Raw genomic sequence first — 15,237 nt, 5'->3', positions numbered from 1 at the left:
CTTAAACTTTTTATTTTTTGATTTTATTCTAAACCATATGGAAATTGAAATAAGAAACCTGGAACGGCTCAAAGTAGTAAGTATCTCAGGAGATCTTAATGCTGCTACCTCTCCTGAAGCAGAATCAAAAATACAGCAACTGATTATGGGTGGCAACCACAGTATAGTCATCGACCTTAAAGATCTTAATTATATCTCCAGTGCCGGACTGCGCATATTTCTTGCAGCCAACAAGCTGGTGCGTAAGTCTGACGGCGAAATCCGTTTTTGTTGTTTTAATAAAACAGTTAATGAAGTATTTGAAATTTCCGGTTTTTTTATGATCTTCAAGCACTTTCCTGATCTGGAGAGTGCGATAAAAGACTTTCATGTATAAAGTACGCTCCTGAAGTGGCCTATGCTTATTACTATTATCAATAATATTCAAGAGATAAGCCTCGTCCACGAGACCTTGTTAACCTATATGGCCAAATTACCCCTGGATAGTGAAGATCAAAAAAAAATCTCAATTGCTGTAGATGAGATCCTGAGTAATATTATTTTTTATGGTTTTGAAGATCATCTTGAGCACCATATTACCCTTCAACTTAAACATTCTGAAGGCAACATAGACCTTGAATTTGTTGATGATGGTATACATTTTGATCCGCTCGAATTTATTCATATGCGACAATCATTACCCAAAACAGACAAAGCAGGTGGTCTTGGACTCGATATAGTAGCAAAACTTATGCATCAATTACATTATCGCCGAATTGAAAATAAAAATATTTTAACATTGAATATGAAATACCGTGCCATTTAAAATCGCTAAAATTAACCAACAAATAAGCCTTACCCATTTATGAAAAAATACATGTTTCTTACCATTGCTTCCTTCCTGGTGCAATTCAGTTTTGCACAACCCAAAGAATTTTCACCGCGCTACTTTCTGGATAAAGATTCAACACTTTATTGGAACAAAAAACTGCCAGTGTACATTAAATTGTCAAGCACACCGGACGAACCAGGAGTAAATCTTGTAAATAAAGAATTTGAACAATATACCAATCCAGTGTATTTTGATACCGAAGGCCCAAATTATATCCGCACACGTTATGCCGTAGATAAAGATACTCGCGAGGTAAAGACTCCAAAAACAGAAGTCTTATTTGAAGTCATTAGTGATGGACTAGCACCGATGTCCACCATTACATTCGTAAATGCTCCACATCATACAAACAATGATCAAGATTATTATGGCAAGGGATTGTTGTTTGAACTAAAGGCAAGCGATAAATATTCCGGCGTGCAAAACATTTATACAGCCATTGATGGAGACCAATATCTGGATTACCAATCACCCATCAGCTTGCTCAAAGAAGGCCCACATACCATTAAGTACTTTTCAACGGATAGAGTAAATAATGCGGAATCCATCCAAACTACTACCATTATAGTGGATACTTCTGCTCCCATTATTACCTACAATATAAATGGAGTATCCGAAGGAAATACCCTTGCTGGCTCTTCCACATTTTATCTAACAGCCACTGATAATATATCCGGGGTATTAAAATCTTTCTATCGATTTGATGATCAGGCCTACCTTCAATATGGAGGAAACAAATTGAATCTGACGCACCTCGAAGATGGCCCACACAGCATTGAATATTATGCGGAAGATCAAGTAGGCAATATAAGTAATTTTGACAAATTTGATTTCTATTATGATAAACTTGCACCGTTGACTGCGACAGACATACTTGGAGACAAATTCCTTTACCAGGACAAAGTTTATTTTTCTGGTCGGACAAAGATGAAGTTGACAGCCATTGACAACAAGGCCGGTGTAAAAGAAATAAAATATTCTATAGATAATGGAAATTTCATTTCTTATGAAGAACCTTTTTACCTGCCAAGCATTCAAGGCAATCACGTGATCAAATTTTATTCAGTAGATCGACTCAGCAATCAACCCAGCGGTGCTGAAGAGTACAAACACAATATCAATCTGGTATTTCTTGACCTGACCGGTCCTGATTTGAATCACACAATCTCCGGGCCATCCTTTAATTCTGCCAACGATTTATATATTGGACCTCAAACAAATATACATCTGAGCGCTACAGACCTTCAATCAGGCCTCCAGTATATCAGTTATAGTTTGGATGGAGCACAGGCAGAGACACGATACGAAAAACCATTTCAGTTAAAGACTACTTCCGGTAGCCACAAAATTGAGATGTTCGGATATGACAATGTAAACAACAGAAATATCAATCAGCTGACGGTTTTATATGACAATAATCCTCCTAAAATATTACCCAATTTCAGCGTAGGTCCTGTTGGAGAAAAAGAAGGGTTGCAGGTATATCCGAAGCATTTGGTCCTATTTTTAGCTGCTACGGATGAGATGGTCGGAAATGACAAAATTTATTATCAGTTGAATTCCGCTCCAGAACAGTTGTATAACAGTCCAATCAGCAGTTGGCAGGCAGGAAAAAAATATGAGCTTAAAATCAGAGCTATTGACAAAGTTGGCAATGAATCTAATCAGACTATTTCATTTGATATAGCTGAAAAATAAATTTATTAAAACACCAGCTTATGCAATCACAGCCAGGCCGATGGCGACCTATATGGTCTTTCCTATATATTTTATACACCTTTGGTGCTTATGGCCAAATTCAGCCCTTGTCAAGAAACGATTCAGCATTTGTAGCAGAAGCACAGGAAAAATATGAGCAATCCCTTTCTCAAAACAATTTAAAACAAGCTTCTGGTCATCTCAATGATATTGCCTTTAAGTATTGGAATCATAACGATTATAATAAAGCCATTGAGTACTATGAAAAATCACTTGGATTAAATAAAAGTATAGGCAATGAAAATGGTGAAGCGATGATCAATAGTAATCTTGGCCTGTTGTATGCCGATGTTAAAAATTTTGAAAAGTCATATAGCTATTTCCAAAGAACACTGGCCGCCAGAAAATCATTTGACCAAAAAGAAGGAGTCGTTCAAGCTATGATTAATTGTGCAGGCGCTCTCAATGCGCTGAAACGATATCCGGAATCACTGGACCTATTAGAGGAAGCCGCATCCTTAGCCAGGCAAATTAAGCGTCAGGACCTCATGTTGGAGTATTTGTTGAAATGTTATGCCAATTTATCAGAAACCTATGAAAAAGCAGGAGATCTAAAAAAATCCCGTCATTATTATGACTCTTATAAAATCTTTTTGGAAAAAAGTAAAAGTATGGACCTTGATCTGTTACGCAGTAAAGTAGATGAAGAAAGGGTACTCAAAGAACTGGCTATAGTCAATGAACAACAGAAAGAGAAAGCCCTATTACAAAAACAATATGAATTAAAAAAAGCTGAACTCGAATTAAATAACACGGATTCCATCAATCAAAAATTGTTTGAGGACCTGGACAAGTCAGCCATACAGCTATTGGCTTTAAAACAAAAGTCAACGATTGATAGCTTGAATGCAGCCCAAGAAAAGTTGCTCAATCAAGCAATCATCAACCAGGAACGATCTTTTCGTAATATATTAGGGATCATTGCCCTGGCACTTATAGCGATCAGTTTTTTTATCTATCGCAATTTTATACAAGAAAGACGATCCAAAAAAATACTTGCAGAGAAAAATCAGGTCATCGAAAAACAAAACAAAGAACTATCCGGATTAAACAGAATCATAGCCAAGCACAACGAGCGCATGAAAAAAGAATTGGATGTAGGCCAGGAAATTCAAATGAGTATGTTGCCAAAAGTATATCCCACAACTACCCTGCTGGACATGTATGCCTTGCTCAATCCTGCAAGAGAAGTAGGAGGAGACCTGTATGACTTTTTTATGATAGATGACGACCACTTATTGTTCGGTATTGGCGATGTATCAGGCAAAGGTGTGCCGGCAGCATTGTTTATGGCTGTCACTAAAACGTTGGTTAAAGCACATGGAGGAAAATTAGCTTCACCTGGTGATATTCTCACTGCAGTAAATATTGACATTTCTGCTTCAAATGATCAATCCATGTTTGTTAGTTATTTTCTGGGCATACTGGATCTAAAGTCCGGAGCCTTGACTTATTCTAATGCCGGTCATTTAATGCCATTACTTAAAATGGAAGATACTTGCCGTAAATTGACTGGATTGCACGGTCCTGTTTTAGGAGCAATAGAAAATTATCATTATACAAACAGTCTGGTAAATATCAAACAAGGTGAATTGTTTTTATTATTTACAGATGGGGTGACAGAAGCAATGAATCAAAAACATGAATTGTATTCTGACGACAGACTTTTCTCTTTTTTGCAGAAATATAAGGTAAAAGATACTAAGTCGTTAATAGAAGCATTAATCGTCGATTTGGATAAATTTACTCTACAGGAAGAGCAATCAGACGATATCACTATCATGGCTCTTTCAAGGAAATAATCTATGTAAATTATGTTCGAGTGTAATCTTTTGAAATAATTGATGTTAGGCCTCTAACAACATACCGTCATAGGCCAGGACTATATTCATCTTTGAGCCTGGTGCATAAATCTCATGATATCTTTTGCTATCAGCAAGGAATTTATCCAGTTGAATATCATCCAATAAATGATCAGCGTGAAAGAGACATAAGGTTTTGACCGCAGAGATAGTGGCCATTTCAATAGCTATCAGGTTGCTTGAATGACCCCAGTTTTGTTTAGTATACAAATGATCAGCCAGGTTAAATTGGCCATCAATAATGAGAACATCTGCATTTTGATAAAAATCGATAAATGGATTTAGTCCATCATTTGTTACTTCCTCATGCTCTACATCTGTGCTGTATACAATTTTCTTCCCCCCGGATATAAACGAATAACCATAACTCAAACCAGGGTGGGGCTGTTCCTGGATTCCAATTTCAATCCCTCCAAGGTTATATTGCTGGCCCGGAACCATACGATAAAAACTTATATTGGCGCCCATATCCGACAATCTAACCGGGAAAAATGGAGATTCCTGTTGTTTGATAAAGGACTCTTCGATATTTGGATGACATCCCCAGATCCGTATCGTAGTACCTTGAATGTAAGCTGGAATAAAAAAAGGGAACCCTTGCATATGATCCCAATGTAAATGGGACATAATAAGGTTGATGACCATATGTTTGTCACTGCGATTACTTACAAGAGATTTACCAAGATCACGCATACCGGACCCTGCATCACAAATTATATATTCACTGCCTCCGACGATTTCGACACATGGAGTGTTGGTCCCATAAGTAGATCTAATGCCAAAAGGGAGTTCTTTAATGAATTCCTCCAGATTCGTTTGATGATTGACTCCAAGTTCAACTGCTTTGTTCAATACAAACTGAATAGCTTGATGGACTGATTCTGCCTTATAAGAAGCTGGAAGAGATCCGCGGCACCCCCAAAATTTTACATTCATATCCCTATATTTAACTTCAAAACTACTGCTTCGTTAATGATTTTTAAAATAATAATCAGGTGTTTGAAATAAGCAAAAAAAAAATTAAATGCCTCGATCTCGTGAGCTGCCTTATGCTAACCGATACCTCGTTGTCTCTCTTCTGAGGCAAGGAGAGAAAACATGGCTCTTGGCTCTTGATCCGAAAGCCGGACAGTAAAGAAATATTCGGATAGTTCGGTAAGCACACTGGAGACTTGACTTCCCTTGCATAAAAAAAGCCTTCGAAAAATCAAAGGCTTTTTTGTTTGTTATAAGAGAGATTTTACTCCAATATGATCATTTTCCACGAGGCAAGCTCCTGATAAATGGTCATTCCAGAATGATCATCTTCTTGACGGCTCTGAAAGTTTTGCTATCAAAGCTGTAGTATAATACCCCAGTTGCCTGGATGTCTCTGCGATCTATCCATACTTCCTGGTAGCCTTTGCTCCAGTCCTTTTCGATCACTTTGATCGTACGACCTGTGATGTCAGTGACTTTTAAAGTACCTCGTCCTGCTTCTGCCAGGTTGAGACCAATCACGGTTCGTTGATCAAATGGGTTAGGATAGTTTTGGTACAAGGCTGATCTGCCTGCTACTTCCTGACCATTCTGACCGATGAAGCGGATAGATACATTACCTAGCTCTCCTCTGCCCTCGTAGGACTCTGCTTTGGTATGCTGTGATCCGATTCTTAAGACATCGCTCAGTTTTCCATCAGATTGTGCGGTAAAGACCATCGTAAACAAAACTTCCCGATCAGTTAGATCTACGCTTTGAGCGCTGTTCCAGCTCATGGTGATCAGACCTTCCTGCTCCCACCGGCGGCCGATATTGTCCTCCATTACTTTTATGGATCCTGCGTCAATTTTGTCTATTGCCAATTGCTTATTGCCAATGGACATTGTGCCTTGGAAACCTGACACTCCTTTGAAGTTTGGTGAAGTAAATGCTACTTCTACCCGCTCGCCTTTGCGATAGAGTTTGTCCTGTACTTCGAAGATCAGGCCGGTTTCATTGCCTCTGATCTCTGTGCCCATGAGACTATGGGACAGGGCGCTGCTGTTGACATCTCCGATCTTCACCCCTACAAAGTCACTAGTCATTTGTTCCTTCATGTCATGTATTACATCCTCCGTTGGATAACCCCATGGGTTGTCTATATCGGTGAATGTATGTGATTTCGGTACAAACTTCCAGCTGGTATTGTTAGGCAGTTTGTCATACAAGCCCAGGATCAGTTTGCGCAGTTCGATCAGGTCGAGCACGCTGATATCATCGTTGTTATTGATATCTGCAGCGATCATCTTGTACGCTGACTTCAACTTCTCGGTACCCAGGATATGCTTCTGTATCAGGATTAAGTCGAGCGTAGACACTCCGTTCATCGGATTGTCATCTCTCAGGGCTTTGATACTTTGTATACCACTCATCGGTAAGCTGCTGAACAGGTAACTTCCGTCACTCGCTGTCTTGAAGCTTGGGATACCAGCGCTGGATTGTCCTTTGACTTCGACGGTTGCAAACTCTACGCCTTCCTGGTCTTCTGTATATAACCTTCCTGTCACATTGGCGAACGATACCGTAGTGTCTTTACATACTCCTCCTGGTGTGCCTCCGTTGTCCTGCAATAAAATATATGTCCTGCAGAAGTTGGCATTGCCTGCTTCGTCTGTCACCCAGATGGATAACTCGATCGCTTGCTCTCTGCCGTTGAGGATATCGCTGCACGACAGTACTCTGCTGGCTTCGGCCGTATTGCTGCTGAAGCTAAACTTCAGTTTGTCCTTCGCTGTACAGTTGTCTTCACTGGCCCGATCGAGGTCTTTGGCCCAGATCTGGATACTTCCGGTGCTTGGCATCACGACCGTCGCTACTCCATTCAGGCAGTATGGCGTCGGTGCTTTGCAATCCTTGATCGTCAGGTTCATCTGGCAAGTATCTTCATTGCCACAATGATCGCGACCGATGATCCTCACTTTATAGATTCCTGCGGCGAATGTGCCACTGATGGCACTTACATCCACTCTGGTCTCTGTACTATTATCCGGTCTTGTGATATCTACTCTGAACAGTACTTTGTCTGCGCAATTGTCTGTGCCAACTAATGGGATATTCACATTAGCTGTACAGCCACTGGTGATACAGAGTGTACTGTCTTTGCAGGTCACTACCGGTGCCTGATGATCCGTCACTTTGATGATCTGTACGTATTTGACATATCCATCTCCGTTGTCTTTGAGATTGCGGAAGATACAAGCTCTGTCTTTGTCGTTAGCCCGCAGTCTGTCATCCACGATGACATCCGGATGGATCGTATGAGCGTTTGGATCATAGATACACCAGTCGATCAAGGTCCAGGTGCGGATGATCTTGTAGCAAGCTCCATCCGTCACTGTACTGATCTCATCTTCGTAGCGCACGCCTACCTGCTCACAATCATCATCGCTGATCTGTGGAATTCCGGTTCGACTGGTATCGGTGGCATCATTTGCCTCACAACTTACTTCCAGGTCTGCAGGGAATACTACTTCAAAATCACTTCTATGTTTGACGATCACCTTTTGGATTGCTGTCACTGGGTTTGCCACACTTGTCTGTCATCGTCCAGGTGCGTTGGATCCAGCCTTCGCCACAACCATTGATACTACCGCCATCCGTCACTTTAAGACTACCATCCTCTAATTTACAATTGTCCGTTATACTAATCTCATTATGTGCTAAAGTCCTGGAGGGTCTGTTTTTATCGAACAGGACCAGTTTGTCAAAATAATCCTTCGGATTTACTTTTCCAGCCTCATCCAAGCTATCCAGTAACAACCATGCTCTACAATAGATCGGAGCCCATTGATCAGTCGCACAACCGGTCGGATCGGCATGATCATTACCTGGAGTATGATTGACGATATACGTACTACCGCCATAATAGCCATGAATCGTGCCTTTGCCGTCTTTGACTGTACCCGGCCAGGTGGAGAATCGCTCACTTTCTGAACAGAAGGTTCTTGCATACGCACTGCCTCCCGGTGCTCCATCGCAGTATACGGTGATGTCTTGAAGACCAGCTACTACCGGTGCTTGTTTGTCATCTACCAGTACCTGTACCATACATTCATTGTACAGATGCGTTTGTGGGAAAGTGCTTCCTGCATAGTAGCCATTGGAGCCAAGTACACGGGCACCTCCATAGGTACTTTGTAAGTTGGCATACCAACCAATGCTGGATTCTTTACATAACCAGGGTCCTTTGACCTCACAATCTTTTTTCGCGGAATTGCCATAGAAATTCTGATTGTATACGATCCTGTAGTCCTGGTACGTATTGTAACAGAACCACGCATGCTCGCCACAAGACCATAGATGTGGATCTAATCTCGGCATGCTATCTGCTTCATATACTCTCATCACTACCTGGTTGCTTCCACAGTCGCTGAAATTAACCGTATCAGTGAATACATAACAATTGATCCACTGCTCTATATAGGCATCGTACCATGCTTTATTGGCCCAGTAAGCGGCTTTGCCACAACTATCGATGATGTGTTTCTCGTAGTCTGATCTCGCTTTCTCAATATCACTCATCAAAGCTGCTGCATAATGCAACTGGCTGATACAATTGTCATGACTGCCGGTATTCAAATCCCGCGCTGCTACTGCTGCCCAGCAACTTGCAGGATCTACCGTCACTTGAGTGTATTCTATACATACTGGTGTCGGTGGCGTATGGTCTATCACATTGACTGTGATTTTTCTCGTAGTAATATTATTGCACGCATCGGTCAGGGTCACAGTGATCTCTGTCCTGCCATTGCCTACCCATACACTCGCTGGCAAGCTGCCATTCGCTATCCTGGTGGCTCCTGTAGCTTCGTCCAGATAAGGATATCTATAGCTTTGGGTCACCTCACTGCAATCGGTCACTGGCAGTTTCTTCAAGTCAAATAATGCCCGACAATCGTGTGGATCAGCTGCTTTGGTTGCTAATACAGTATCTCTCGCGATCGGTGCTGTCTTGTCTTCCACCGCTATCGTCTGCTTACAGATCGTATCTCTGCCGGTACACCAGTCGGTGATGATCCAGGTGCGCAAGATCTTATACCCTCCGCCACAGACCACGATCGAATCATCTTGTTTGCCCACCGTCAACTTGCAGGTGGAGCTATTAGGCCACAATGCTTTTAACCCTTTGCTGGTTTTGACCATGGGCGCTTTGCTGCGGGCCGGATCCGTGATTCTTACTCCATTCACTTCGGCTATGCTGCAATCTACGGAGGTATCTCTTGGACACACGACACTATCTAATGTAATCTTAGCGATAAAGTATTCCTTCGTACAGCTATTGCTATTCCCCCACTGATCGGATGCGATCAACTGACGGGTCACTTTGCCTAGCAGCGTAGCACTATCACAACCATAGTCGGTGTATACTTCACTTGCGATCACTACTTTAGAGGAGTCGCCACAATTGTCTTTCACGCTGTAACTTCCTTTTGGTAGCGATGCCAACTCGAAGCAGGTGATCGTGTCAGGTCTACAATCGAGCTTTGCCCCCAACTTATCCTCTACTTTCAATGTGCCCCAACAGCTATTCTCATCACATGGAAACTTGCTGGTAATCTTATAAGTCAAGCTATATCCCAACCATTCTCTACCAATACAATTCGAGGGTAGTTTAATATTGCCTGCAAAAATTTCTATGATATAAAACTTGTCCGGCAACAGATATTTGGCTTTCAGCACATCTTTCGCTGACAGACAATGCTGACAGTTTTCATCCATGCTGATATTGACTTTTGCGATACAGGTCAACTCTTCGCAGGGTACTAAGAATCCGAAGTCTATCGTCAGATTGCTGTTATTGTCTAAAGCCCCACTACTATCATTGGATGGAACTGATGTCTCCATGGCTGCCATTGGTTCAACATTATCATCCAGATCAATCGTGTCCGATAGAATTGCTCCTGCAGGGAAGCCAGGATATCTGTTTTTTACCCCGTTGTCATCCCCGTCTATATCGCTATTGCCTGCCGGTGCTCCCGGATTTTCATATGGCCCGCTGCTTAAATCTCCTGGATTGCCTGTAGAACTTAAGAATCCTTCCAGTGGTCCTCCTGGTGCGAAATTGTCTGGCGTGATCTCTACAATATACCTGCCTGCCCGCAGACTATCGAATAAATATAAGCCATTGACATCGGTATACGTTGTATCAAGAGCGATACAGGTGACCACTCCGCCCGTCGTATCCACATAATGTAACACTACTTTCACCGGTCCAAATGGAGCCTCATCTACCCCTTGATCAAAAACACCATTGTTGACATAATCCAGGAATACCTGGTTCCCAATACTATGTAAGGGCACAAAGCCAAAGTCTATCGTCAGGTTACTATTGCTATCCGGTGTATTGTGCATCAAAGTATTGCCTGGTGAATATGGCGCCCCCGTCGTATCATATTCAGGATCGAACTCTGCCCCCATGGACGGTTCTTTTCCGGAGATGATTGTCACTGTGTCACTGGCTACTGACCCGAATGGAAACGTATTGTTCAAGTTCGTAATCCCGTGATCTGCATCATCCACATCCCTATCCCCATCAGTCAATGCAGGGTTGCCTCCTTCATAAGGTCCACTGGTCAAATCATACCCTGCCGTGCTGCTGGCAAATCCTTGCAATGCTCCCCCTGGCTGGAAGTTTTTTGCGGTAATTTCTACAATATATTTTCCTTCTAATAAATACCCAAATAAATACCTGCCGGTAGCATCTGTCAGTACCGTATCAAGTGCCACACAAGACATGGCATCTTCATTGTACCAATGCAACACCACCTCCACGCTATCCAATGGTATTTCTGTCCCCCTGTCATACAAGCCATTGTTATTGGCATCCCACCAAACCTGGTTACCTATGGAATTCAATGGTATCAGTCCAAAATCGATCGTAAGATTATTGTGATCATCTGTCACCGTGGTATCATTATATGGATTTTCTGTCAATGGCTCAGGTGCGTCTCCAAGGTCTATCGTATCTGATGCTATCAGTCCATCTATGGCACTGCCGGGTGCGTTCATCAATGATCCATTGTCATTATTGTCCGTTGTTTGATCCATCCAATTGGCATTCGTTTGGTCTTCATAGGGTCCGTTAACCGGATCAAATGAGTTGCCATCACCCGTGCTGCTGGCAAATCCTTTTGCCAAGGCTCCCCCTGGTGCAAAATTGCTTCCTGAGATAGCCACGATGTATCGTCCCATGAGTAAACTGTCAAACACATACAATCCATTGGCATCCGTCGTATCATAGCCTATCAACCGGCATATCGTAACAGGCGTATTTTCGTCATCAAGCGTATCGATGACTTTATGAAGTTCCATGACTACGCCGCTGATGACCTGTTCACGGGATGGATCATATAATCCATCATTATTGCGATCTGCCCACACCATATTGCCCAGGCTGAAAATCTCCATAAATCCAAAGTCCATATGCAGATTACTATTGGCATCCAATGCGGTCGTATCAAATGGCTCTCCCGTAGGTTCGTCCTCTCCCAGATGCAAGGTATCGCTGATGATGCCCCCTGCAAATGCTCCTGATGGAACATAAACTCCATGATCCACACTATCTGCCGGTGTATCTGCATCGATCGGCATACCGGGCACTTCATTCGGCCCTGAACTCGTATTATCACCTCCTCCGGTGCTGCTGATATAATTTTCTAAAGGTTTGCCCGGAGCAAAATTGCTCGCGGGTATCTCTACCAGGTATTGACCGGCGATCAAACTATCAAATACATATTTTCCATCGGAGTCGGTGTCAACGCTGTCTATCGTCACGCATACTGACATACCTCCGGTAGTATCCACATAGTGTAATATCACCTTGACGCCAGGGATCGCCGATTCTCCCAGATCCATTTTCCCGTTATTGTTCGCATCGACAAATATTTGGTTACCGATACTGTGTAATGGTACAAAGCCAAAGTCTACCGTAAGATTGCTATTGATGTTTCTGGCTCCACTCATATCATACGTAGTATCAGTCGATCCTGTACTACCATCTATTTCTGCTATGGGCTCATTGCCATTCAGTGAAATCGTATCACTGGTCACCGAGCTGGCAAAATTTGTATTGCCTCCACGTATACCATTGTCATCATTGTCTGTATCATCATCCGGATCATTGGGTACATTTTTGTCTTCATACGGACTGCCTGTCTTAGTCGTCAGATCAGAGCCCCCTCCTGTACTGCTGGCATATTTTTCCAATGGCTCACCCATTGCAAAATTATTGGCTGTGATCTCGATGATATAATCTCCCGCTATCAGGGTATCGAACAGGTATTTTCCTGACCCGTCTGTGATCTGCGTATCTACTGCTACACATCCACTTTGGGTCACTATATGCAGCACCACTTCTACTCCCGGTATACCCATTTCTCCTCCATCTACCAGGCCATTGTTATTGGCATCAATCCATACCAGATTGCCTATGCTGTGCATGGGTAGGAGACCAAAATCTACGGTCAGATTGTTATTGATATCTGAGGTCGTATTGTCATTGTATGGGTTTTCATTCAATGGCTCTCCATTGCCCAAATCTATCGTGTCCGTAGCTATCAAACCGGTTAATGGTCCTACTCCATATTTATTGGTGATGCCATTGTCATCCAGATCGGATGGTACTGCATCCGGATCATTGGTGAGACCTGCAGGGTCATCGTAGGCACTTCCTATTTTCGTAGTCAGATCTGACAATCCGCCCGTACTACTGATATACCCTCCATAGGCTCCTCCACTTACAAAATTGGATGCTGAAAGGGCTAAAATGTACTTGCCTGCTAATAAACTATCAAACAAGTATAATCCATTGACATCTGTCGTATCGTAGCCTATCAGCTCACAATCCATGGTCGCTGGATTATAATAATGTAATTCTACTATCACCCCGGTCAACGGCATTTCCCCTCCATCATACAGGCCATTGTTATTCGCATCTTCCCATACCAGATTTCCTAAACTATGTAGCTCGAAAAAGCCAAAGTCCATATGCAGGTTGCTATTCATATCCGGCGCGGTTGTATCAAATGGTTCATTGATCGGCTCGTCTTCTCCCAGGTGCAGCGTGTCACTAATCACTCCGCCTGCAAATGGACCCGAGGACACGAAAACTCCATGATCCACACTATCTGCCGGCGTATCTGCATCGATAGGCATACCGGGCACTTCATTCGGGCCGCTGGTCGTATTGGTTGCTCCTCCTCCGGTGCTGCTATTATAATTTTCTAAAGGTTGGCCCGGAGCAAAATTGCTCGCGGGGATCTCTACCAGGTATTGACCGGCGATCAAACTATCAAATACATATTTTCCATCCGAGTCGGTGTCCACACTGTCTATCGTCACGCATACTGACATACCGCCCGTCGTATCCACATAATGTAAGATTACTTTGACTCCATGGATCGCTGATTCTCCAATATCCATTTTCCCATTATTGTTCGCATCTACAAATAGTTGATTGCCAATACTGTGCAGGGGTACAAAGCCAAAGTCTACTGTAAGATTGCTATTAATGTTTCTGGCTCCACTCATATCGTAGGTGGTGTCGGTCGATCCTGTGCTACCATCGATTTCGGTGGTGGGCTCATTGCCATTCAGTGAAATCGTATCACTGGTCACCGACATGGCAAAATTGGTATTGCCACCTCGAATACCATTGTCATCATTGTCTGTATCATCATCCGGATCATTGGGTACATTTTTATCTTCATACGGACTGCCTGTCTTGGTCGTCAGATCAGAGCCCCCTCCTGTACTGCTGGCATATTTTTCCAACGGCTCACCCATTGCAAAATTATTGGCTGTGATCTCGATGATATAATCTCCGGCTATCAAGGTATCGAACAGGTATTTTCCTGACCCGTCTGTGATCTGCGTATCTACTGCTACACATCCACTTTGGGTCACTATATGCAGCACCACTTCTACTCCAGGTATACCCATTTCTCCTCCATCTACCAGGCCATTGTTATTGGCATCAATCCATACCAGATTGCCTATGCTGTGCATGGGTAGGAGACCAAAATCTACGGTCAGATTGTTATTGATATCTGAGGTCGTATTGTCATTGTATGGGTTTTCATTCAATGGCTCTCCATTGCCCAAATCTATCGTGTCCGTAGCTATCAAACCGGTTAATGGTCCTACTCCATATTTATTGGTGATGCCATTGTCATCCAGATCGGATGGTACTGCATCCGGATCATTGGTGAGACCTGCAGGGTCATCGTAGGCACTTCCTATTTTCGTAGTCAGATCTGACAATCCGCCCGTACTACTGATATACCCTCCATAGGCTCCTCCACTTACAAAATTGGATGCTGAAAGGGCTAAAATGTACTTGCCTGCTAATAAACTATCAAACAAGTATAATCCATTGACATCTGTCGTATCATAGCCTATCAGCTCACAATCCATGGTCGCTGGATTATAATAATGTAATTCTACTATCACACCGGTCAACGGCATTTCCCCTCCATCATACAGGCCATTGTTATTCGCATCTTCCCATACCAGATTTCCTAAACTATGTAGCTCGAAAAAGCCAAAGTCCATATGCAGGTTGCTATTCATATCCGGTGCAGTCGTATCAAATGGTTCATTGATCGGCTCGTCTTCTCCCAGGTGCAGCGTGTCACTAATCACTCCGCCTGCAAATGGACCCGAGGACACGAAAACTCCATGATCCACACTATCTGCCGGCGTATCTGCATCGATCGGCATACCGGGCA

At 42.9% G+C, this 15,237-nt stretch carries 7 protein-coding genes; 4 read left to right on the top strand and 3 right to left on the bottom strand.

All coding sequences use genetic code 11. From position 1 onward, the window contains the following. Positions 1–37: 37 nt before the first annotated feature. Genes IPJ09_18290 through IPJ09_18275 form a run of 4 tightly spaced genes read left to right on the top strand, consistent with a single transcriptional unit; the run spans position 38 to position 4,431 of the window. The gene (locus IPJ09_18290; protein MBK7373347.1) at positions 38–376 is read left to right on the top strand and encodes an STAS domain-containing protein; all 339 of its coding nucleotides are present in this window, start codon (positions 38–40) and stop codon (positions 374–376) included. 21 nt (positions 377–397) lie between these two features. Next, a complete protein-coding gene (locus IPJ09_18285) occupies positions 398–805 on the top strand; it encodes an ATP-binding protein (GenBank protein MBK7373346.1) in 408 nt (135 codons plus the stop codon). Between the two features lie 39 nt (positions 806–844). Then, entirely contained in the window at positions 845–2,569 is a 1,725-nt protein-coding gene (locus IPJ09_18280) for a hypothetical protein (GenBank protein MBK7373345.1), read from the top strand. Positions 2,570–2,589: 20 nt separating this feature from the next. Continuing rightward, positions 2,590–4,431, top strand: coding sequence for a SpoIIE family protein phosphatase (locus tag IPJ09_18275; GenBank protein ID MBK7373344.1), 1,842 nt, complete (start codon positions 2,590–2,592; stop codon positions 4,429–4,431). Between the two features lie 45 nt (positions 4,432–4,476). Here IPJ09_18275 and IPJ09_18270 read toward each other — a convergent pair whose 3' ends face one another. The 3 genes from IPJ09_18270 to IPJ09_18260 form a co-directional block, all read right to left on the bottom strand. After that, the gene (locus IPJ09_18270) at positions 4,477–5,427 is read right to left on the bottom strand and encodes an MBL fold metallo-hydrolase (protein MBK7373343.1); all 951 of its coding nucleotides are present in this window, start codon (positions 5,425–5,427) and stop codon (positions 4,477–4,479) included. A 351-nt stretch (positions 5,428–5,778) separates the two neighbouring features. Beyond that, positions 5,779–8,028: a T9SS type A sorting domain-containing protein gene (locus IPJ09_18265; GenBank protein MBK7373342.1), complete on the bottom strand. Its 2,250-nt coding sequence runs from the start codon at positions 8,026–8,028 to the stop codon at positions 5,779–5,781. Next, the gene (locus tag IPJ09_18260; GenBank protein ID MBK7373341.1) at positions 7,994–15,229 is read right to left on the bottom strand and encodes a hypothetical protein; all 7,236 of its coding nucleotides are present in this window, start codon (positions 15,227–15,229) and stop codon (positions 7,994–7,996) included. The genes IPJ09_18265 and IPJ09_18260 overlap by 35 nt, the downstream gene beginning before the upstream one ends. Between the last annotated feature and the right edge of the window lie 8 nt (positions 15,230–15,237).

The sequence above is a fragment of the Saprospiraceae bacterium genome (assembly GCA_016709995.1).
In the GTDB taxonomy this organism is placed as follows: Bacteria; Bacteroidota; Bacteroidia; order Chitinophagales; family Saprospiraceae; genus JADJLQ01.
Note: the sequence above shows the minus strand (reverse complement) of the source record. Positions and strands in the feature narration are given on the sequence as shown.